Annotated in this window: 20 protein-coding genes; 16 read left to right on the top strand and 4 right to left on the bottom strand. The window is 70.3% G+C overall.

Annotated elements, in window-relative coordinates; all coding sequences use genetic code 11:
* The first annotated feature begins 40 nt into the window (after nucleotides 1–40).
* Nucleotides 41–721, top strand: coding sequence for a response regulator (locus tag AB5J56_RS20260; protein ID WP_369242667.1), 681 nt, complete (start codon nucleotides 41–43; stop codon nucleotides 719–721).
* Nucleotides 722–767: 46 nt separating this feature from the next.
* Entirely contained in the window at nucleotides 768–1,400 is a 633-nt protein-coding gene (locus tag AB5J56_RS20255) for an AAA family ATPase (protein ID WP_369234140.1), read from the top strand.
* Between the two features lie 19 nt (nucleotides 1,401–1,419).
* Here AB5J56_RS20255 and AB5J56_RS20250 read toward each other — a convergent pair whose 3' ends face one another.
* The gene (locus AB5J56_RS20250) at nucleotides 1,420–2,526 is read right to left on the bottom strand and encodes a DUF5937 family protein (RefSeq protein WP_369234139.1); all 1,107 of its coding nucleotides are present in this window, start codon (nucleotides 2,524–2,526) and stop codon (nucleotides 1,420–1,422) included.
* Between the two features lie 172 nt (nucleotides 2,527–2,698).
* Between AB5J56_RS20250 and AB5J56_RS20245 the strand changes: the two genes are divergently transcribed.
* Nucleotides 2,699–2,914: a hypothetical protein gene (locus AB5J56_RS20245; protein ID WP_369234138.1), complete on the top strand. Its 216-nt coding sequence runs from the start codon at nucleotides 2,699–2,701 to the stop codon at nucleotides 2,912–2,914.
* Nucleotides 2,915–2,925: 11 nt separating this feature from the next.
* Here the strand turns inward: AB5J56_RS20245 and AB5J56_RS20240 are convergent, their stop codons facing one another.
* Nucleotides 2,926–4,137 (bottom strand): low specificity L-threonine aldolase, encoded by a 1,212-nt coding sequence (locus AB5J56_RS20240; protein WP_369234137.1) that lies wholly within the window; start codon nucleotides 4,135–4,137, stop codon nucleotides 2,926–2,928.
* A 182-nt stretch (nucleotides 4,138–4,319) separates the two neighbouring features.
* On the opposite strand from AB5J56_RS20240, the gene AB5J56_RS20235 reads away from it, so the two are divergent.
* The 10 genes from AB5J56_RS20235 (at nucleotide 4,320) to AB5J56_RS20190 (ending at nucleotide 12,855) form a co-directional block, all read left to right on the top strand.
* Complete coding sequence (locus AB5J56_RS20235) at nucleotides 4,320–5,240, top strand: Rossmann-like and DUF2520 domain-containing protein (protein ID WP_369234136.1); 921 nt, start codon at nucleotides 4,320–4,322, stop codon at nucleotides 5,238–5,240.
* Nucleotides 5,237–6,229, top strand: coding sequence for a pantoate--beta-alanine ligase (gene panC, locus AB5J56_RS20230; protein WP_369234135.1), 993 nt, complete (start codon nucleotides 5,237–5,239; stop codon nucleotides 6,227–6,229). Before AB5J56_RS20235 ends, panC begins: the two co-directional genes overlap by 4 nt.
* Nucleotides 6,226–7,965, top strand: a complete 1,740-nt coding sequence (locus AB5J56_RS20225; RefSeq protein ID WP_369234134.1) for an L-aspartate oxidase — start codon at nucleotides 6,226–6,228, stop codon at nucleotides 7,963–7,965. Before panC ends, AB5J56_RS20225 begins: the two co-directional genes overlap by 4 nt.
* Before the next feature lie 5 nt (nucleotides 7,966–7,970).
* The gene (nadC, locus tag AB5J56_RS20220) at nucleotides 7,971–8,948 is read left to right on the top strand and encodes a carboxylating nicotinate-nucleotide diphosphorylase (protein ID WP_369234133.1); all 978 of its coding nucleotides are present in this window, start codon (nucleotides 7,971–7,973) and stop codon (nucleotides 8,946–8,948) included.
* A gap of 7 nt (nucleotides 8,949–8,955) precedes the next feature.
* On the top strand, nucleotides 8,956–9,753 hold the full coding sequence (locus AB5J56_RS20215; protein ID WP_369234132.1) for a type III pantothenate kinase: 798 nt from the start codon (nucleotides 8,956–8,958) through the stop codon (nucleotides 9,751–9,753).
* A gap of 548 nt (nucleotides 9,754–10,301) precedes the next feature.
* Nucleotides 10,302–10,913, top strand: coding sequence for a hypothetical protein (locus AB5J56_RS20210; RefSeq protein WP_369242665.1), 612 nt, complete (start codon nucleotides 10,302–10,304; stop codon nucleotides 10,911–10,913).
* 13 nt (nucleotides 10,914–10,926) lie between these two features.
* Nucleotides 10,927–11,106, top strand: coding sequence for a hypothetical protein (locus AB5J56_RS20205; protein WP_369234131.1), 180 nt, complete (start codon nucleotides 10,927–10,929; stop codon nucleotides 11,104–11,106).
* 158 nt (nucleotides 11,107–11,264) lie between these two features.
* Complete coding sequence (locus tag AB5J56_RS20200) at nucleotides 11,265–11,702, top strand: BlaI/MecI/CopY family transcriptional regulator (RefSeq protein WP_369234130.1); 438 nt, start codon at nucleotides 11,265–11,267, stop codon at nucleotides 11,700–11,702.
* A gap of 9 nt (nucleotides 11,703–11,711) precedes the next feature.
* Nucleotides 11,712–12,293, top strand: coding sequence for an amino-acid N-acetyltransferase (locus AB5J56_RS20195; protein ID WP_369234129.1), 582 nt, complete (start codon nucleotides 11,712–11,714; stop codon nucleotides 12,291–12,293).
* Between the two features lie 226 nt (nucleotides 12,294–12,519).
* Nucleotides 12,520–12,855, top strand: coding sequence for an Lsr2 family protein (locus tag AB5J56_RS20190; protein WP_369234128.1), 336 nt, complete (start codon nucleotides 12,520–12,522; stop codon nucleotides 12,853–12,855).
* On the opposite strand, the gene AB5J56_RS20185 is transcribed toward AB5J56_RS20190, so the two are convergent.
* The gene (locus AB5J56_RS20185; RefSeq protein ID WP_369234127.1) at nucleotides 12,834–13,481 is read right to left on the bottom strand and encodes an SCO3374 family protein; all 648 of its coding nucleotides are present in this window, start codon (nucleotides 13,479–13,481) and stop codon (nucleotides 12,834–12,836) included. The genes AB5J56_RS20190 and AB5J56_RS20185 overlap by 22 nt on opposite strands.
* A 430-nt stretch (nucleotides 13,482–13,911) precedes the next feature.
* Between AB5J56_RS20185 and AB5J56_RS20180 the strand changes: the two genes are divergently transcribed.
* The gene (locus AB5J56_RS20180) at nucleotides 13,912–16,437 is read left to right on the top strand and encodes an ATP-dependent Clp protease ATP-binding subunit (protein ID WP_369234126.1); all 2,526 of its coding nucleotides are present in this window, start codon (nucleotides 13,912–13,914) and stop codon (nucleotides 16,435–16,437) included.
* A 537-nt stretch (nucleotides 16,438–16,974) separates the two neighbouring features.
* Nucleotides 16,975–17,703 carry a M23 family metallopeptidase gene (locus AB5J56_RS20175; RefSeq protein ID WP_369234125.1) on the top strand — a complete coding sequence of 243 codons (729 nt, stop codon included), beginning with the start codon at nucleotides 16,975–16,977 and terminating at the stop codon, nucleotides 17,701–17,703.
* Between the two features lie 12 nt (nucleotides 17,704–17,715).
* Here AB5J56_RS20175 and AB5J56_RS20170 read toward each other — a convergent pair whose 3' ends face one another.
* On the bottom strand, nucleotides 17,716–18,303 hold the full coding sequence (locus AB5J56_RS20170; protein ID WP_369234124.1) for a TetR/AcrR family transcriptional regulator: 588 nt from the start codon (nucleotides 18,301–18,303) through the stop codon (nucleotides 17,716–17,718).
* A 203-nt stretch (nucleotides 18,304–18,506) separates the two neighbouring features.
* Between AB5J56_RS20170 and AB5J56_RS20165 the strand changes: the two genes are divergently transcribed.
* Nucleotides 18,507–20,150: an MDR family MFS transporter gene (locus tag AB5J56_RS20165; protein ID WP_369234123.1), complete on the top strand. Its 1,644-nt coding sequence runs from the start codon at nucleotides 18,507–18,509 to the stop codon at nucleotides 20,148–20,150.
* Nucleotides 20,151–20,200: the final 50 nt, after the last annotated feature.

Below are 20,200 nucleotides of genomic sequence, written 5' to 3'. Positions count from 1 at the left end.
CGACTCTTGTTAGCCACTTTTGTTGACGGAAGAGGACCCGATGGCGATCCGCGTGATGCTCGTCGACGACCAGGTGCTGCTGCGCACCGGTTTCCGGATGGTGCTCGCCGCCCAGCCGGACATGGAGGTCGTCGCCGAGGCGGGCGACGGCGTCGAGGCCCTCCAGGTGCTGCGCGCGACCGCGGTCGACGTGGTGCTGATGGACGTCCGCATGCCGAAGCTGGACGGCGTGGAGACGACCCGGCGCATCTGCATGGAGTCCGACCCGCCGAAGGTGCTCATCCTCACCACCTTCGACCTCGACGAGTACGCCTTCTCGGGGCTGAAGGCGGGCGCCTCCGGCTTCATGCTCAAGGACGTGCCGCCCGGCGAGCTGCTCGCCGCCATCCGCTCCGTGCACAGCGGCGACGCCGTGGTCGCGCCCTCCACCACCCGGCGCCTGCTCGACCGTTTCGCCCCCATGCTGCCCAACGCCGGCAAGGAGCCCCAGCACCAGGAGCTGGAGCGGCTCACCGGCCGCGAGCGCGAGGTCATGATCCTGGTCGCGCAGGGCCTGTCGAACGGCGAGATCGCGGCCCGGCTCGTCCTCTCCGAGGCGACCGTGAAGACCCATGTGGGCCGCATCCTCACCAAGCTCGGTCTGCGCGACCGTGTCCAGGTGGTCGTCCTCGCGTACGAGACGGGTCTGGTGCGGGCCGGCGGGCAGGGAGGGCAGGGCTGAGCGGGGGCGTGACCCGGGCGTGACCGGCGGCCACTAGGGTCTGCGCATGCTCCTGTGGATCAACGGCCCCTTCGGGGGCGGCAAGACACAGACCGCACACGAGATCCGGCGACGGCTGCCCGGCAGCGTCATCTGCGACCCGGAACACGCGGGCTTCGGCCTGCGCCGCATGCTGCCGCCCGAACTGCGCGGCGACTTCCAGGACTTGGCGTCCTGGCGGCAGGGCGTCGTCGAGGTGCTCGACCTCGCCCTCACCAAGCATGACGGCGTGGTGATCGTTCCCATGACGGTCACCGAGCCCGCGTACTTCGAGGAGACCGTCGGCCGCCTGCGCGAACTGGGCCATGACGTACGGCACTTCACGCTCCTCGCCCAGCGCGAGACCGTACTGAAACGGCTGCGCGAGCGCGGCTTCGGGCACCTCCTCCAGTACGTCGCCGGCAAGGACGCCCCGCTGCGCCGCGAGACCTGGGCCGTGCAGCAGCTCGACCACTGCCTGGAGCGGCTGCGCGAGCCGGAGTTCGCCGAGCACCTGTGGACGGACCACACCACGGTGCCGAAGACGGCGGACCGGATCGCCGTACTGGCCGGACTGACGCTCACCCCGAACAGGGAGGGCGCGCTGCGGACACGGCTGCGTCAGGTGGGGATAGGCATCAGGCACATCCGGTTCGACTGATCTCTCCGCCGGACAGGCCCTAGCGCAGGATCCCCTCCAGGAAGTCGCTCCCCAGCCGCGCCACCACCGACACGTCCAGCTGGTGCAGCACGTACCGCCCGCGGCGCCTCGTGGTGACCAGACCCGCCTTCTTCAGCACCCCGAGGTGCCGGGATATCTCCGGCGCCGTCATCCCGTGCACCTGCGCCAGCTCGCCCGTGGTGTACGCGCTGCGCGCCAGATGGCGGCAGAGCCGCATGCGGACCGGGTGGGACAGCGCGGTCATCCGCAGGGTGAGCTGCTCGACCGACGGCGGGGCGGCGAGCTCGGGGGAACTGATCGGGTAGTGCAGCACCGGCTGCCAGCGGTAACGGTGCAGCACCATCAGGTGCGGCCGGCCCAGGCTGGTGGGGACGAGCAGCAGGCCGCCGTCCGCGGTGACCGTGCGGCCCTCGGTCAGCTTGTCGATGACGATCCGCCCGGCGCTCTCGTCGAGGGCCACCGCCGGGGACACCGAGGTCAGCGCCTCCGCCAGGCTTCTGCGCCGCAGCAGCTCCGTCTTGTGCCGGGCGTCGGCCGTGAGCTGGTGGCGCAGCCGCGACCAGGCCTCGGCGAAGAAGGCCTCGTCGCAGTCCTCCAGGAACTGCCGCAGCCAGGCCCGGACGCTCGGCGGGTCCTCCAGCAGCCGCCGGGTGAACCGCACCTGCTGCGGGCCGCGCGAGGCGGCCAGGTCCAGCGCCCGCTTGCGCACCTCGGGGTCGGAGAGCGCGTCGGGCCCGTGCGAGTCGTAGGCGAGGGCGCAGGTGAACTCGAGCGCCCCGTCCACGAACTGCTCGTCCGTCAGCTTGTCCAGCAGGTCCAGGTCCTCGGCGAGCGTGGCGCCCGGGGGCACGGGCCCGCCCGGGATGCCCGCGCAGGGCAGGAACAGGTCCGAGAACGTCGTACGCCACAGGAAGTCCGCCTCGCACATCCGGTCGGCGAGGTGCGGGTCGAGCCGGGCGGTCACCCCGGTCGCCCAGCCCTGGAGCCCGGGGTGGTGCCCGGACTCGGACAGCGCGTGCAGCGCCATCCCCAGCTCGGCCAGGGGCGACGGCACGAAGGTGATCTGCTCCTTCCGCAGCCCGGTGATGTCGATGTGCACGCTCATGACCTCATGGTGCACCCCGCCACTGACAACGCCGTCCCCGATTGACGGCGGCCGTCAATCGAGGCGACTTCTGCTCGCGACGGGCGCAGTCTGGGATGAGAACCGGGGCAGACCGCGGGGCCTTCCGGATCTCGTTTCCCGTGCTGTTTCCCGTTCCGAGAGGCGATTCGCCATGAGCATCACCCAGCAGTACCTCCTCGACACCTACCGGGCCCGGCAGCACGGCGAGGCCGCCCCTCCCGCGCCCGGCGCCCACGACTGGCAGGTCGCCCGGGAGCTGCGCGAGCACCGGCAGTTCCGGGCCGTCCTGGCGGGCCGTCCGGCCCACGGGCGGATACGGGCGGCCCTGGCCCGGTGGCTGCACGGCCGCCCGCGCCCCAGCTGCTGACGCACAGGCATTCAGCTTCTGCCGGGCAGCCGCCGTACGAAGTCCGCGACCGCGGCTTTCACGTCCTCGGCCGTCCACTCCAGACCCGGGTCCGCGACCGTGACCTCGGTGAACGCCAGACCGGGCCCGCCCCGGTCCCACCACTGCGGGAAGAGGCCGACCTTCGTCTCCTCGGCCTGCGCCACCCCGGCGTCCATGAGGACGTCGGGCTCGTACGGCAGCCAGACCTGGAACTGGTGGGTGTGCGGCTCCTCCGGGTGCACGCGCACCCACGGGAGCCCGGCCTCCGTGAACCCCTCGCGCAGCGCGGCGGCGACCACGCGCGCGTGGGCCACGTACTCCGGCAGCCGGGGCAGGTCCCGCTCCAGGCCGATGAGGGCGGCCAGGGCCGTCGGGAACTGCTGGAAGAGCTGGCCTCCGTAGCGGTGCCGCCAGGTCTTCGCCTCGTCCACCAGAGCCTTGGGTCCTGCGACCGCCGCGCCGCCGAAGCCCTTGAGCGACTTGTAGAACGACACGTAGACGCTGTCCGCGAGGCCCGCGATCTCGTCCACGGGGCGGCCGAAGTGCGTGGTGCACTCCCACAGCCGGGCCCCGTCGAAGTGCACCACGGCGTCCCGCGCGCGTGCCGCCTCGGCGACCTCTTCGAGCTCCTCCCAGGAGGGCAGCACGAAACCGGCGTCCCTGAGCGGCAGTTCGAGCAGCAGCGCCCCGAAGGGCTCCTCGAAGTCGCGCACCTCGTCGGCGGTCGGCAGCCGGGGCTCACCGGTCACACGGACCGGGCGCAGCCCGCTGACCTGGCTGAAGGCATGACGTTCGTACGTCTCCGGGTGGCTGAGCGCGTGCATCGCCACCGTCGGGTTGCCGGTGCGGCCCGCCCAGCAGCGCAGGGCGACCTGCTGGGCCATCGTGCCGGTCGGGAAGAAGACGGCCGCCTCCTTGCCGAGCAGGGCCGCGACGCGCTCCTCCAGGGTCTCGACGATTCCGCCGCCGTAGATGTCGGACGGTTCGTCGAGGTCGTAGACGCCCTCCGCCGCCTCGTTCAGCCACGCCATCCGCTCGCGCACGGTGTTCAGGAACGGGGGCCGCCACAGCACCCGCTCCGCGTTCCGCCGGGCGGCCAGCCGCCGCTTCCGCTTCTGCTCGGCCATGTCCTGTGAAGCCGTGTCCGAAGCGGTGTCTTCCGAAGCCGCTGTTTCCGGAGCCTGCTCACCCGTATCGCTCATCTGCGGATCATGTCGCGAGCGCCCCCGGCCGGGCATCCCATTTCCGCTCCAGGGGCCGTGTGAATACCCACAGCCTGTGGACAACCGACCGGCCCTCGAACCAATCGCGTTAACATGACGAGAAATCGTCCGGTACATCGTCCGGTACCCCGAGCGGACTGGAACGGGAAGGCCGCCGTCGAGTGAGTACATTCCAACAGCCAGACCCCAGGGACCGCCCCGCGCGGCTCACCGTCGGCGTGGTCGGCGCCGGCCGTGTCGGCCCCGCCCTCGCCGCGTCCCTCCAGCTCGCCGGGCACCGCCCGGTGGCCGTCTCCGGCGTCTCCGACGCCTCCGTGCGGCGCGCCGCCGAGATGCTGCCCGACGTGCCCGTGGTGACCCCCGCAGGGGTTCTGGAGCGCGCCGACCTGGTGCTGCTGACCGTCCCGGACGACGCCCTGCCCGGGCTCGTCGAGGGCCTCGCCGAAACGGGCGCCGTCCGGCCCGGACAGCTCATCGTGCACACCTCCGGGCGCTACGGCACGCGCGTGCTCGACCCCGCGCTGCGGGCGGGCGCGCTGCCCCTGGCCCTGCACCCCGCGATGACGTTCACCGGCACCGCCGTGGACGTCCAGCGGCTGGCCGGGTGCTCCTTCGGGGTCACCGCGCCCGAGGAGCTGCGCCTGGCCGCCGAGGCCCTGGTGATCGAGATGGGCGGCGAGCCCGAGTGGATCGCCGAGGACAAGCGCCCGCTCTACCACGCGGCCCTCGCCCTCGGCGCGAACCACCTGGTCACCCTGGTCGCCGAGTCCATGGAGCTGCTGCGCGCCGCGGGCGTCGACGCCCCCGACCGGATGCTCGGCCCGCTCCTCGGTGCCGCCCTCGACAACGCCCTCAGGTCGGGCGACGGCGCCCTCACCGGACCCGTCGCGCGCGGGGACGCGGGCACGGTCGCCGCGCACGTCGCCGAGCTGCGCAAGCACGCCCCGGGGACCGTCGCCGGCTATCTGGCGATGGCCCGCGCGACCGCCGACCGCGCGCTGGCCCACGGGCTGCTCAAGCCCGAACTCGCCGAGGACCTCCTCGGAGTCCTCGCCCACGGCACCGAGGGAGACGCCGGATGACCACCACCCTCCTGCGCACCGCCGACGAGCTGCACGCGCGCGTACGGGGCGGCCGCCGCGCCGTCGTCATGACCATGGGCGCCCTGCACGAGGGCCACGCCACGCTGATCCGCGACGCCCGCGAGATCGCCGGGCCCGACGGCGAGGTCGTCGTCACCGTCTTCGTGAACCCGCTCCAGTTCGGCAAGGGCGAGGACCTCGACCGCTACCCGCGCACCCTCGACGCCGACCTCAAGATCGCCGAACTGGCGGGCGCGGACGTCGTGTTCGCTCCCTCGGCGGACGAGGTCTACCCGGGCGGTGAGCCCCAGGTGCGCATCAGCGCGGGCCCCATGGGCGAACGCCTCGAAGGAGCCGTCCGCCCCGGCCACTTCGACGGCATGCTCACCGTCGTGGCCAAGCTGCTGCACCTCACCCGCCCCGACGTGGCGCTGTACGGGCAGAAGGACGCCCAGCAGCTCGCCCTGATCCGGCGGATGGTGCGCGACCTGAACTTCGGCGTGGAGATCGTCGGCGTGCCCACCGTCCGCGAGGAGGACGGGCTCGCCCTCTCCAGCCGCAACCGCTACCTCTCGCCCGAGGAGCGGCGCACCGCGCTCGCCCTCTCCCAGGCCCTGTTCGCCGGCAGCGACCGGCACGCCGCCCAGGAGGCGCTGCGCGCCCGTGCCCGCGAAGTGCCCGCCACGCACGCGCGTGCCGAGGCCCTCAGCGCCATCGGCGAGTCCCGCGCGGCGGCCGACACCCACGCCGTGGCCAAGGCGGTGCCCAGCGGCCCCCAGGGCGTCCGTCAGGCCGCCCGCCTCGTCCTGGACGAAGCCGTCCGCCTCCAGCCGCCGCTGTCCCTGGACTACCTGGCCCTGGTCGATCCGTCCGACTTCACCGAGATCGAGGACGACTTCACCGGCGAGGCGGTCCTCGCCGTCGCCGCCCGGGTCGGCACGACCCGGCTGATCGACAACATCCCCCTCACCTTCGGAGCCGCCTCGTGACCGGCACACGTACGGGTACCAGCACTGGTACCGGCATACGACTGCACGCGCCCGCCCCCGGCTGGTCCCTCACCGCGGACGTCGTGGTCGTGGGCTCCGGAGTCGCGGGCCTGACCGCCGCCCTCCGGTGCGAGGCCGCGGGCCTCACCACCGTCGTCGTCACCAAGGCCCGCCTGGACGACGGCTCCACCCGCTGGGCGCAGGGCGGCATCGCCGCGGCCCTCGGCGAGGGCGACACCCCCGAACAGCACCTCGACGACACCCTGGTCGCCGGCGCGGGCCTGTGCGACGAGGAGGCCGTACGCATCCTCGTCACCGAGGGCCCCGACGCCGTACGCCGCCTCATCGCGACCGGCGCCCACTTCGACGAGTCCGAGGAGGGCGACCTCGCCCTCACCCGCGAGGGCGGCCACCACCGCCGCCGTATCGCGCACGCGGGCGGCGACGCGACGGGCGCCGAGATCTCCCGGGCCCTTGTCGAGGCGGTACGCGCGCGTGGCCTGCGCACGGTCGAGAACGCGCTCGTCCTCGACCTGCTCACGGACGCCGACGGCCGCACCGCGGGCGTCACCCTGCACGTCATGGGAGAGGGCCAGCACGACGGCGTGGGCGCCGTGCACGCCCCCGCCGTGGTCCTCGCCACCGGCGGCATGGGCCAGGTCTTCTCCGCGACCACCAACCCCTCCGTATCCACCGGAGACGGCGTGGCGCTCGCCCTGCGCGCGGGCGCCGAGGTCTCCGACCTCGAGTTCGTCCAGTTCCACCCGACCGTGCTGTTCCTCGGCACGGACGCCGAGGGCCAGCAGCCGCTGGTCTCCGAGGCGGTACGCGGCGAGGGCGCCCACCTGGTCGACGCCGACGGCGTGCGCTTCATGGTCGGACAGCACGAGCTGGCCGAGCTGGCGCCCCGCGACATCGTCGCCAAGGGCATCATGCGCCGTATGCAGGAGCAGGACGCCGAGCACATGTTCCTCGACGCCCGCCACTTCGGCGCCGACATGTGGGAGCACCGCTTCCCGACGATCCTCGCCGCCTGCCGGGCGAACGGCATCGACCCGGTCACCGAGCCCATCCCGGTAGCCCCGGCCGCCCACCACGCCTCCGGCGGCGTCCGCACGGACTCCCGGGGCCGCACGACCGTGCCCGGCCTGTACGCGTGCGGCGAGGTCGCCTGCACAGGCGTCCACGGCGCCAACCGGCTCGCCTCCAACTCCCTCCTGGAGGGACTGGTCTACGCCGAGCGCATCGCCGCCGACATCGCGGAGAGCCACGCGGAGAACGGCCTCCACACGCGCGTGCCCGTGCCCGTCCCGCACCCCGAGAAGCCCGCGCACCCGCTGCTCGCCCCCGAGGCGCGGTTCGCGATCCAGCGGATCGTGACGGACGGCGCGGGGGTCCTGCGCTCCGCCGAGTCGCTCACGCAAGCCGCCGACCGCCTCCAGCGGCTGCACACGGACGCGCGCGACGCCCTCGACGAGAACGGCAAGACGGCCGAACCCGGCGTCGACACCTGGGAGGCCACCAACCTCCTGTGCGTGGCCCGCGTCCTGGTCGCCGCCGCCCGGCAGCGCGAGGAGACCCGCGGCTGCCACTGGCGCGAGGACCACGCCGACCGGGACGACACGGCCTGGCGGCGCCACATCGTCGTACGGCTGAATCCCGACCGCACCCTCGCCGTGCACCCCACGGATACCGCAGACTTCCCCCCGACCCGGCAGCCCCTTCAGGAGCAGTGACAGACGTGAGCACCCCCGACCTTCCCCTCGCCCAGAGCGGCGGCTGCGGCGACGGCTGCGGCTGCGGCGCCGACCCGGACGAGGCGTACCTGGAGTGCGGCCTCGACCCCGCGCTCGCCCAGCTGCTCGCCGACGCCGGGCTCGACCCCCTCGAGGTCGAGGACATCGCGAACGTGGCCATCCAGGAGGACCTCGACCACGGCGTGGACGTCACGACCGTCGCGACGATCCCCGAGGACGCCGTCGCGACCGCCGACTTCACCGCCCGAGAGGCGGGCGTCGTCGCAGGTCTGCGCGTCGCCGAGGCCGTCATCTCGGTCGTCTGCACGGACGAGTTCGAGGTGGAGCGGCACGTGGAGGACGGCGACCGCGTGGAAGCCGGCCAGAAGCTCCTCTCGGTCACCACGCTCACCCGCGACCTCCTGACGGCCGAGCGCAGCGCGCTCAACCTCCTGTGCCGCCTCTCCGGCATCGCGACGGCCACGCGCGCGTGGACGGACCTTCTGGAGGGCACCAAGGCCCGCGTCCGCGACACCCGCAAGACGACACCGGGCCTGCGCTCCCTGGAGAAGTTCGCCGTACGGTGCGGCGGCGGCGTCAACCACCGCATGTCCCTGTCGGACGCGGCCCTGGTCAAGGACAACCACGTGGTCGCCGCGGGCGGTGTCGCCCAGGCCTTCAAGGCGGTCCGCGAGCTCTTCCCCGACCTGCCGATCGAGGTCGAGGTCGACACCCTGCACCAGCTGCGCGAGGTCGTGGACGCGGGCGCCGACCTGATCCTCCTGGACAACTTCACGCCCGCCGAGTGCGAGGAGGCCGTCGCCCTGGTCTCCGGCCGCGCCCTCCTGGAGGCATCCGGCCGCCTCACCCTCGGCAACGCCGAGGCGTATGCGAAGACGGGCGTCGACTACCTCGCCGTCGGCGCACTGACCCACTCCGCGCCGATCCTGGACATCGGCCTCGACCTGCGAGCTGCGGAGTAACGCGGTCATGCTGCTGACCATCGACGTGGGCAACACGCACACCGTCCTCGGCCTCTTCGACGGCGACGAGATCGTCGAACACTGGCGCATCTCCACGGACGCCCGCCGCACGGCGGACGAACTCGCCGTGCTCCTCCAGGGCCTGATGGGCATGCACCCGCTGCTCGGCGAGGAACTCGGCGACGGCATCGACGGCATCGCCATCTGCGCGACCGTCCCCTCGGTCCTGCACGAGCTGCGCGAGGTGACGCGCCGCTACTACGGCGACGTCCCGGCGATACTCGTCGAGCCCGGCATCAAGACCGGCGTCCCGATCCTCATGGACAACCCCAAGGAGGTCGGCGCCGACCGCATCATCAACGCGGTCGCGGCGGTCGAGCTCTACGGCGGACCGGCGATCGTCGTCGACTTCGGTACGGCGACGACGTTCGACGCGGTCTCGGCGCGCGGAGAGTACGTGGGCGGCGTGATCGCCCCGGGCATCGAGATCTCCGTCGACGCGCTGGGCGTCCGCGGCGCGCAGCTGCGCAAGATCGAACTCGCCCGTCCGCGTGCCGTGATCGGCAAGAACACCGTCGAGGCCATGCAGGCGGGCATCGTCTACGGGTTCGCCGGGCAGGTCGACGGGGTCGTGACCCGCATGGCCCGCGAGCTCACCGACGACCCGGACGACGTCACGGTCATCGCCACGGGTGGCTTGGCTCCGATGGTCCTCGGCGAGGCCTCCGCCATCGACGAACACGAGCCCTGGCTCACCCTGATCGGCCTCCGCCTGGTCTACGAACGCAACGTCTCCCGAACCTGACCGCCGCCCCGGGCACCCTTCGACCAAGGGCGCCCGGGGTGGGTGGGCAAACCCCGGTCACCCTTTGCTTGAACAGTCACCCGGCGCGGGTGCTGGGCGGGGGTGGGTCGCGCAGCCCGGCGTTTACGGGGCGCCGCCTGCGCCCACCCGTGCCGCCCCAGCGGCACGATTGCCCGCAGGGAGGACGGACCGCCGCCGCCGGCGCCACGCGAACCCCCACGCACCCGCAGTCGCGGACGCACGGAAGGGGCCGTGCCGGTACGTTCCTGCCCGTCGCGTAGCAGACCGCCCGCCAAGTCCCGCCATTTGTCACCCCCGGGCAGTACGCCCACGCGGCGACGGGCAGAACGTACCGGCACGGCCCCGACCCACCCACCGGCGGCAGGCGCCCACCGCGAAAGGCGCCCCCGCCAGCAACCGCACGGCCCCGACCCCCCACCGGACCGAAGGCGACACGGCCCAAGGCGCCCCCGCCAGCAAAACGCGGATTTTGTCTGATTAGCGCGTATCGTCGCCGCATGCCCACGCCATACGGATCCCGCGGCGGCATGGCGTTCGGTGCGGAGGAGCTGCGTGTGCTCCGTCGCGCTCTCGCCCTCGCCCTCCACCCCCGCCCCGCCTCGGCCGAGGACGTCCAGGACTGTCTCCGTCTCGCCGAGTCCGTCGACGAGGCGGCCCGCGAGGGGGCCAGGCTCCGGGCCTTCCTGCTGGCCGACCTCGCCCGCTACCGAGCGGCCCTGCCCGGCACCGCCGCCGGCTACCTCGCCCTCCTGGAGGAAGCGCTCGGCACCGGCTACCGGCCGAACCCCGACGACCTCTCCGCGCTCCGCGCCCTGCGCGGCAACCCCACCGCCGCGGCCCTCCTGGACCGCTGCCGCACCCTCGCCGAGCAGGACGTCCGCGCCCGCCTGGCGGGCCGCACGGCCACCCCCGTCGTCCCCCAGTCCCGCACGCGCCTGCTCGCCCTCCCGGGTGGCCGAGCGGCCGACGAACCGGCCAAGAAGCCCGCGGAGAGGCCCGCGGAACGTCCCGCCGAGCCGGGTTCCCGCCCCCCGGTCAAGAGCCCCCGCCCCATCCCCACCCCGGGCGAGGTCTTCCCGCCCCGCCGCAAGCCGGCCCCGCCCCCGGCGAACCCGCCGCAGCAACTCGCGGCGGGCTAGCTACTCTGGAGGCATGGACTACGTCTCCGCGCTCGTGCCCCCGGTAGTGATGGCCGTGTTCTTCATCGGGCTGATCGTGACGATCGTGAAGACCCAGGGCGGTGCGAACAAGGCCAAGGAGGACGCGTTCGTCGACGCGGCCCTCAGCCGCGCGGAGCACACCCGCCAGGCCTCCGGCGACAGCGACACCTGAGGACCGCAGGACCGCACGGCCACTCCGCCTCCCCCGCGCACCGCCCCACCGGCGTACGACTCACGTTTTCCGAGTCGTACGCCCTTTTTGTTCCTGTTTGCTCGCGAAAGCGCACGTCCGCCACGCCATTAGTGACATCTCCCACTATTGTTCTGAGCGTGCCTCGCCCATTGGGAGAACTCGAAGACTCGGTCATGACACGGGTGTGGAAGTGGAACCGCCCGGTGACCGTTCGAGAAGTCCTGGAAGACCTTCAGCAGGAACGGTCCATCGCGTACACCACGGTGATGACCGTTTTGGACAATCTCCATCAGAAGGGCTGGGTACGCCGCGAAGCGGAAGGCCGGGCCTATCGATATGAGGCGGTCTCCACCAGGGCCGCCTACGCCGCCGCGCTGATGAACGACGCCTGGTCGCAGAGTGACAACCCCGCGGCCGCTCTCGTCGCCTTCTTCGGGATGATGAGTGAGGAACAGCGGCAGGCTCTGACCGACGCCGTACGCATGGTGCAAGGGCCCGAAGCGACCGAAACACGGGGAACCCCCGATCGCCCCGAGGAGAACCCCGCCTCGGCCCAGGACGACACCGGGCGATAGCGTCCGCACATGGCAGCAGAGCATCCCGCAGAGCTTCCGTCAGAGCTTCCCCCGGCGCTTCCCGCGGAGAGTCGCGAAGCCACCGCAAAAGCCGTCACCGTCCGACGGGCCAGGACCGGCGATGTCGCGGCCGTGCGCCGCCTCCTTGACGCGAACGTCCGCCGCCGCATCCTCCTCGACAAAGCAACGGTGACGCTTTACGAGGACATCCAGGAGTTCTGGGTCGCGGAACGGGACGACAACGCAGAGGTGGTCGGCTGCGGCGCACTGCATGTGATGTGGGAAGACCTCGCGGAAGTCCGCACTCTCGCGGTGAACCCCGCGCTCAAGGGCGCCGGCGTGGGTCATCAGTTGCTGGAGAAGTTGCTGCAGACCGCCCGCTGGCTCGGTGTTCGCAGGGTTTTCTGTCTGACCTTCGAAGTGGACTTCTTCGCGAAGCACGGCTTCGTGGAGATCGGTGAGACACCTGTTGACACCGATGTCTACGCCGAGCTGCTGCGTTCCTATGACGAGGGCGTGGCAGAGTTCCTCGGTCTCGAACGGGTGAAACCGAACACCTTGGGCAACAGCCGGATGCTTCTGCATCTGTGATCGCCGCCGGCTATTCCCGCGGAGCTCCATGCCCAGGTTCCCTATGTCCGAAACGCGCACGTTTCCGGTCTTCCCGAGGCGGATGAGTCTCCCCCAGGGGTTTGTGTTTTTCCAGCAAAAGCGGTTTGCTTTCCGACGTACTGCAGTACTGCATATAACAGGGGACGCGAAACAGCGGCAGACGCCGCAGACCTCGGCCCTCAAGTTATCGATGAAAGGAAATCCGGTGGCACAGAAGGTTCAGGTCCTTCTTGTCGACGACCTCGACGGTGGCGAGGCGGACGAGACCGTGACGTTCGCGCTGGACGGCAAGACGTACGAGATCGATCTCACGACCGCCAATGCGGACAAGCTCCGTGGCCTTCTCGAGCCCTACGTGAAGGGTGGTCGTCGTACCGGAGGTCGCTCTTCGGGCGGACGCGGAAAGGCGCGCGCCACTTCCGGTGGCAGCCAGGACACCGCGCAGATCCGTGCCTGGGCGAAGGAGAACGGTTACGAGGTCAACGACCGTGGCCGCGTTCCCGCGTCCATTCGCGAGGCCTACGAGAAGGCCAACGGCTGAGCGCTCACGCGCCGCAGTCGAATCCGATGGCACTGCGTTGCCATCGTGTCCACAAGTCGTACGAGGTCGGGGGCGCCCCCAACGCCCCCTACGGCCGACAGTGTCGGCAGCGAGGGTTCGACCTCGCGCCCCGGCTCGGGGGGCCGCAGCCATACGGCGGCCCCCTGCGACCCGCAGGGGCCGGCCGGCGCACGGTGGGAGCCGGCCGGGAAAGCGGCTCGCAAGCCTGCCCGTGAACCGTCCGGGCCCGGTGGCAGGGGAGCCGCCGTGCTTCCGTCCGCGCCGATCCCTCTGAGATCCAGCGCGAGAGTGCCCCACTCCAGCCAGTCGAGCAGCCCCGGCAGTTCGTCCGCGCTGCCCGCCGCAGCCAGAACCCGCATCCGGTCTCCGTGGAGAACCACTGGAGATGTGGGGCCGAGATGCCGCAGCGCCGCGAAGCCCGCCTCCGCCGGCACGTCCAGGACGTCGAAGCGGAGCCCTGTCACCAATTCCACAGAATGTCCTGGATTTCCGGGATGCCCGGGAACGGTCGCCCAGCCCAGCGCGTTCTCGTACCAGTGCCGTACGGGATCGCCCGTGTCGAGCGGACTACGGGGGAGAGGGACGGTAGGGCCCGTGGGAACCATGCCAGGAGCAACCGCGAGAATGGCTCCGGAGTTACGCTGGGTGCCCCAGTGAATGCGAAGAGTGCGGAAAAGAGGGGCGTTCGGGGGTGTGGGGCAGCGCAAGGTTGTTCGCCCATAGCGGAGGGAACCGGTGCGCGCGGCATGGAGTGTCAGTGCGTGCGGGTAAGACATCCCTAGTGGGAGGGGCGACACGCATGGCTCGGGCATCTCGCGTTCGCCATCGGCGTACAGATGGTGAGGGTATCTGCCTGGCCTGCGGGAACATCGTCTCGCACCATCAGGTTGGAGCATATGTCGGCGTTCGGGGTCAGGAGGCCAAGGACGGTGTCGGCAGTTGGAATGAGCGGTCCCCGCTTGCGGGACTAAGCTGCGGAAGGACAGGGAGGGGAGCGTCCCCTTACTGCCTGACCGCTCTGAGGAGCGATTAACGATGTTCGAGAGGTTCACCGACCGCGCGCGGCGGGTTGTCGTCCTGGCTCAGGAAGAAGCCCGGATGCTCAACCACAACTACATCGGCACCGAGCACATCCTCCTGGGCCTGATCCACGAGGGTGAGGGTGTCGCCGCTAAGGCCCTGGAGAGCCTCGGGATTTCGCTCGAGGCGGTCCGCCAGCAGGTGGAGGAGATCATCGGGCAGGGGCAGCAGGCCCCGTCCGGGCACATCCCCTTCACCCCCCGTGCCAAGAAGGTCCTGGAGCTGTCGCTCCGCGAGGCCCTTCAGCTGGGCCACAACTACATCGGCACGGAGCACATCCTGCTCGGCCTGATCCGTGAGGGCGAGGGCGTCGCCGCCCAGGTCCTGGTCAAGCTGGGCGCCGATCTCAACCGGGTGCGGCAGCAGGTCATCCAGCTGCTCTCCGGATACCAGGGCAAGGAGACCGCCACCGCGGGCGGCCCTGCCGAGGGCACCCCCTCGACGTCCCTGGTCCTCGACCAGTTCGGCCGGAACCTCACCCAGGCCGCTCGTGAGTCCAAGCTCGACCCGGTCATCGGGCGCGAGAAGGAGATCGAGCGGGTCATGCAGGTGCTGTCCCGCCGTACGAAGAACAACCCGGTCCTCATCGGCGAGCCCGGCGTCGGCAAGACCGCCGTCGTCGAGGGCCTGGCGCAGGCCATCGTCAAGGGCGAGGTGCCCGAGACCCTCAAGGACAAGCACCTCTACACCCTGGACCTCGGCGCGCTGGTCGCCGGCTCCCGCTACCGCGGTGACTTCGAGGAGCGCCTGAAGAAGGTCCTCAAGGAGATCCGCACCCGCGGCGACATCATCCTGTTCATCGACGAGCTGCACACGCTGGTCGGTGCGGGTGCCGCCGAGGGCGCCATCGACGCGGCCTCGATCCTCAAGCCCATGCTGGCGCGAGGCGAGCTGCAGACCATCGGTGCGACCACGCTCGACGAGTACCGCAAGCACCTCGAGAAGGACGCGGCCCTCGAGCGCCGCTTCCAGCCGATCCAGGTGGCGGAGCCTTCCCTCCCCCACACGATCGAGATCCTCAAGGGCCTGCGCGACCGCTACGAGGCGCACCACCGCGTGTCCATCACGGACGAGGCCCTGGTGCAGGCGGCCACGCTCGCCGACCGGTACATCTCGGACCGCTTCCTGCCGGACAAGGCGATCGACCTGATCGACGAGGCCGGTTCCCGGATGCGCATCCGCCGGATGACCGCGCCGCCGGACCTCCGCGAGTTCGACGAGAAGATCGCCGGCGTCCGCCGCGACAAGGAGTCCGCGATCGACTCGCAGGACTTCGAGAAGGCAGCCTCCCTCCGCGACAAGGAGAAGCAGCTCCTGGCCGCCAAGGCCAAGCGGGAGAAGGAGTGGAAGGCCGGCGACATGGACGTCGTCGCCGAGGTCGACGGCGAGCTGATCGCCGAGGTCCTCGCGACCGCCACCGGCATCCCGGTCTTCAAGCTGACCGAGGAGGAGTCCTCGCGTCTGCTGCGCATGGAGGACGAGCTCCACAAGCGGGTCATCGGCCAGAAGGACGCCATCAAGGCGCTCTCGCAGGCGATCCGTCGTACGCGTGCGGGCCTCAAGGACCCGAAGCGTCCCGGTGGTTCGTTCATCTTCGCCGGCCCGTCCGGTGTCGGTAAGACCGAGCTGTCCAAGACCCTCGCCGAGTTCCTCTTCGGTGACGAGGACGCGCTGATCTCCCTCGACATGTCGGAGTTCAGCGAGAAGCACACGGTGTCGCGTCTCTTCGGTTCGCCCCCCGGCTACGTGGGCTACGAAGAGGGCGGTCAGCTGACCGAGAAGGTCCGCCGCAAGCCGTTCTCCGTCGTCCTCTTCGACGAGGTCGAGAAGGCCCACCCGGACATCTTCAACTCGCTGCTGCAGATCCTGGAGGACGGTCGCCTGACCGACTCCCAGGGCCGGGTCGTGGACTTCAAGAACACGGTCATCATCATGACGACCAACCTCGGCACGCGGGACATCTCCAAGGGCTTCAACCTCGGCTTCGCGGCCTCGGGTGACGTCAAGACCAACTACGAGCGCATGAAGACCAAGGTCAACGACGAGCTGAAGCAGCACTTCCGCCCGGAGTTCCTGAACCGTGTCGACGACACGGTGGTCTTCCACCAGCTCACCGAGGAAGACATCATCCAGATCGTCGACCTCATGATCGCCAAGGTGGACGAGCGGCTGAAGGACCGGGACATGGGCATCGAGCTCAGCCCGACCGCCAAGTCGCTCCTCGCGAAGAAGGGTTACGACCCCGTCATGGGTGCCCGGCCGCTGCGCCGGACCATCCAGCGCGAGGTCGAGGACGTCCTCTCCGAGAAGATCCTCTTCGGCGAGCTGCGTCCCGGTCACATCGTGGTCGTCGACACGGAGGGCGAGGGCGACGCCAAGACCTTCACCTTCCGCGGCGAGGAGAAGTCGGCTCTCCCCGACGTCCCGCCGATCGAGCAGGCCGCGGGTGGGGCTGGGCCCAACCTGAGCAAGGAGGCGTAACCCTCAGGGTTCGCTTGCAGGATTGAAGGGGCTGCCCCGGAACTTCGGTTCCGGGGCAGCCCCTTTTTTCGTTCCGTCACCTGCGATTTCTGCAGCCATCGCGGCCCCGTTGGGCAGTAGCCGCCGTCACATTCCCGCGGCTTGGATCTTGCCGCCCGGTGACATGCCGCACAGGCGATATGTCCGTTACTAAGGCGAGTAGTGGAGGCCGGCGTGGGGACAAAAGGGACCTTCTGCTTGGAACCTCGGGAGGGGTTACGGCGTCCGGTGCGAGGCGCGGGAGAGGCGGGCCGGGCGCCGGGGAGCGAGGCGGCGAAGTGGGGCTAAACCTTGATTCCGGAGGAAATCGGGCGGATTCCCTACGGGATGGGAGGTCTGTCAAGAAGGGGGAAGTTTTCTGATGAAGTACGACTTGGCTTCGTAGATCGGTGTTTTGGGGGTCGGCGGGGGTCGGGGTTACCAAGGGATGGTCCATCCGGCGAGTGCCCGGCGCCGGGTGGTTTTCATGTCCTTGTCCCCGTCCCCGCGAGGTCCCCGATGTTGAAGCGCGCTACGTCTCACCAGTCCCGTACGTCCCTGCTCCGTGCCCGCACAGCCGTCATGGTCGGCGCACTGGGAGTCTCGGTCGTGCTGGGGGCCGGGGTCGCGTCAGCCGCCGACACCACCCTCGCGAGCACGAGCGCCGACACCGCGGCGACCGCGCTGCAGTCGCAGGCCGCCGCTCAGGCCAAGGCCGCCGTCACGGCGAAGCAGGCCGCCGCCAAGCAGGCCGCCGCCAAGCGGGCTGCCGTCAAGAAGGCCGCTGCCAAGAAGGCGGCCGCAAAGAAGGCCGCTGCCAAGAAGGTCGTCTCCTGGGTCGACCCGGTGAAGAAGTACAAGCTCTCCGCGAGCTTCGCGCAGGCCGGCAACATGTGGTCGTCCACCCACTCCGGGCAGGACTACGCCGTGGCCAGCGGGACCCAGGTCGTCGCCGCGCACGGCGGCACCGTCGTCAAGGCCGGCGGCAACGGCGCCGGTGACGGATCCGCGTACGGCAACGCCATCGTGATCAAGCACGGCAACAGGACCTACTCGCAGTACGCCCACCTGTCCCGGATCGACGTGAAGGTGGGCCAGGTCGTGGCGACCGGGCAGCACATCGCGCGTTCCGGCAACACCGGGAACTCCAGCGGGCCGCACCTGCACTTCGAGATCCGTACGACCGCGAACTACGGCTCCGCCGTCGACCCCGTCGCCTTCCTGCGCTCCAAGGGCGTCACGGTCTGAGACCGCATCTGATCAGGCGCCGCCGTGCGCCTGCGTCACCAGGTCGATCGCGACCTCCAGGACGGCCTTGCGCTTGTCCTCGGGGTCGCCTTCGACGTCCTTCAGGACGAACATGCCGGCGTGCATCGTGAAGAGCGCGCTGATGCAGCGGACCTGGTCGGTCAGCGCAGACTCCGGCTCCTTGATGATGTCGAGCATCGCCAGCATGCGGTCCTTGAAGGTCTCGCCGACGCTCAGCTCGCGCACAGTCGCCTGGTTCTCCTGCATGAAGCGGAAGAGCGGGGCCGCACCGGTCAGCGCCTCGCTGTAGCGGCGCAGGACCTCCTGCTTGGTCGCCAGGGTGTGCGGCTGCTGCTTGGCCCAGTCGATCAGCTCGTCCAGCGGCCGCGTCAGGTCCTGGAAGAGGCTGATGAGGATCTCTTCCTTGGTCTTGAAGTGGTAGTAGAGCGCCGCCTTCGTGACGTCGAGATGCTCGGCGATCTCGCGCAGGGAGGTCTTCTCGTAGCCCTGCTCGGAGAAGAGTTCGAGGGCCACGTCCTGGATGCGCTGGCGGGTGTCCCCGCGCCGCTGCCGCTTGGTGCCGTCCATGGTGCCGCCCATCTTCGTACTCCTCACGCTCCCCGGATACCGCTCGCCGACAGATCGTCGGCAGTCCGCCTAGAGGCCTGCTGTAGACCCTGAAAACTTACTTGACGCCCGGCTAGTTACGGGTCTATCTTCCCTCAGTGTAGCCAACTAGCCGGGCGGCAAGTAAGTAGCCGGCGGCGGCAGAAGTACCGGATGTACCTAGGGGAGTGGGAACGATGGCGGACACCACAGGAACGGGCACGGTCGTGGAGACCGCCCACACGGAGAAACCGGCGCGCAGCGTGCGCGTCGTGGTCCTCGCGCTGATGATCGCGATGCTGCTGGCCATGCTCGACAACATGATCGTCGGCACCGCGATGCCCACGATCGTCGGCGAACTGGGCGGCCTCGAACACCTCTCGTGGGTCGTCACCGCGTACACCCTCGCCACCGCCGCCTCCACCCCCCTCTGGGGCAAGATCGGCGACATGTACGGGCGCAAGGGCGCCTTCCTCACCTCGATCGTGATCTTCCTGATCGGGTCCGCGCTCAGCGGCATGGCCCAGGACATGGGCCAGCTCATCGGCTTCCGCGCCATCCAGGGGCTCGGTGCCGGCGGTCTGATGGTGGGCGTCATGGCGATCATCGGTGACCTGATTCCGCCGCGGGAGCGCGGCAAGTACCAGGGCATGATGGCCGGCGTGATGGCGCTCGCGATGATCGCCGGACCGCTCGTCGGCGGCACCATCACCGACCACCTCGGCTGGCGCTGGTCGTTCTACATCAACCTGCCGCTGGGCGCCGTGGCGCTGGCCGCCGTCAGTGCCGTACTGCATCTGCCGAAGAAGCGGGCGCAGGCGCGCATCGACTACCTGGGCGCCGGTCTGCTGACCGTCGGCATCACCTCCATCGTGCTCGTCACCACCTGGGGCGGCAGCGAGTACGCCTGGGGCTCCGCCATGATCATGGAGCTCATCGGGATCGGTGTCGCCGCGCTCGTCGGCTTCCTCTTCTGGCAGACCAAGGCCGCCGAGCCGGTCATGCCGCTGCACATCTTCCGCAGCCGCAACTTCTCGCTGATGTCCGTCATCGGCTTCATCACCGGCTTCGTGATGTTCGGCGCAGTCCTCTTCCTGCCGCTGTACCAGCAGTCCGTGCAGGGCGCGTCCGCGACCAACTCCGGTCTGCTGCTCCTGCCGATGCTCGGCGCGATGCTGGTCACCTCGATGGTCGCGGGGCGGGTCACCACCAACTCCGGCAAGTACAAGGTCTTCCCGATCGTCGGCGGTGTGCTGATGTCGGTCGGCCTGCTCCTGCTCTCGCAGATGGACACCGACACCACCCGGCTGACGTCGGGGCTCTACATGGCCGTCCTCGGCGCCGGCATGGGCTGCCTGATGCAGATCACCATGCTGGTCGCGCAGAACAGCGTCGAGATGAAGGACATGGGCGTCGCGTCCTCGTCCACGACCCTGTTCCGTACCCTCGGCTCGTCCTTCGGTGTCGCGATCATGGGCGCGCTGTTCAACAACCGGGTCCAGGGCGTCATGAGTGAGCGCGCCGGTGCGCTGGGCTCCAAGATCACCGAGAAGTCCGCGCAGCTGGACGCGGCGAGCATGGCCAAGCTGCCCGAGGCGGCCCAGGACGCCTACAAGCACGCGGTGTCCAGCGGCACGCACTCCGCGTTCCTGCTGGGGTCCGTCATCGCGCTGATCGCGCTGGCCGCCTCGCTGTTCGTCAAGGAGGTCCCGCTGCGGGGCGCCGCACCGAAGCCGGCCGAGGACGCGGCGGGCGACGCGGGGACCGAGGGGAAGACCGGCTCGGGCGCCGGCTCGGCGACCGCCTCGGCGTCGAAGGAGACCGTGACCGAAGGGGTCTGACCTCTGGGTCCGACCACTTCCTGACCGAAGGCCCCCGGCGTTGTCCGCCC

This window comes from Streptomyces sp. R21 (assembly GCF_041051975.1).
In the GTDB taxonomy this organism is placed as follows: Bacteria; Actinomycetota; Actinomycetes; order Streptomycetales; family Streptomycetaceae; genus Streptomyces.
This window is presented reverse-complemented; position numbering and strand designations above follow the sequence as displayed.

Bases quoted from the DNA above. Each gene is read 5' to 3' on its own strand.
- AB5J56_RS20260 (WP_369242667.1), top strand. From the start codon at position 41: ATGGCGATCCGCGTGATGCTCGTCGACGACCAGGTGCTGCTGCGCACC.
- AB5J56_RS20255 (WP_369234140.1), top strand. From the start codon at position 768: ATGCTCCTGTGGATCAACGGCCCCTTCGGGGGCGGCAAGACACAGACC.
- AB5J56_RS20250 (WP_369234139.1), bottom strand. From the start codon at position 2,526: ATGAGCGTGCACATCGACATCACCGGGCTGCGGAAGGAGCAGATCACC.
- AB5J56_RS20245 (WP_369234138.1), top strand. From the start codon at position 2,699: ATGAGCATCACCCAGCAGTACCTCCTCGACACCTACCGGGCCCGGCAG.
- AB5J56_RS20240 (WP_369234137.1), bottom strand. From the start codon at position 4,137: ATGAGCGATACGGGTGAGCAGGCTCCGGAAACAGCGGCTTCGGAAGAC.
- panC (WP_369234135.1), top strand. From the start codon at position 5,237: ATGACCACCACCCTCCTGCGCACCGCCGACGAGCTGCACGCGCGCGTA.
- AB5J56_RS20215 (WP_369234132.1), top strand. From the start codon at position 8,956: ATGCTGCTGACCATCGACGTGGGCAACACGCACACCGTCCTCGGCCTC.
- AB5J56_RS20210 (WP_369242665.1), top strand. From the start codon at position 10,302: ATGGCGTTCGGTGCGGAGGAGCTGCGTGTGCTCCGTCGCGCTCTCGCC.
- AB5J56_RS20205 (WP_369234131.1), top strand. From the start codon at position 10,927: ATGGACTACGTCTCCGCGCTCGTGCCCCCGGTAGTGATGGCCGTGTTC.
- AB5J56_RS20195 (WP_369234129.1), top strand. From the start codon at position 11,712: ATGGCAGCAGAGCATCCCGCAGAGCTTCCGTCAGAGCTTCCCCCGGCG.
- AB5J56_RS20185 (WP_369234127.1), bottom strand. From the start codon at position 13,481: ATGGTTCCCACGGGCCCTACCGTCCCTCTCCCCCGTAGTCCGCTCGAC.
- AB5J56_RS20180 (WP_369234126.1), top strand. From the start codon at position 13,912: ATGTTCGAGAGGTTCACCGACCGCGCGCGGCGGGTTGTCGTCCTGGCT.
- AB5J56_RS20175 (WP_369234125.1), top strand. From the start codon at position 16,975: ATGTTGAAGCGCGCTACGTCTCACCAGTCCCGTACGTCCCTGCTCCGT.
- AB5J56_RS20170 (WP_369234124.1), bottom strand. From the start codon at position 18,303: ATGGGCGGCACCATGGACGGCACCAAGCGGCAGCGGCGCGGGGACACC.
- AB5J56_RS20165 (WP_369234123.1), top strand. From the start codon at position 18,507: ATGGCGGACACCACAGGAACGGGCACGGTCGTGGAGACCGCCCACACG.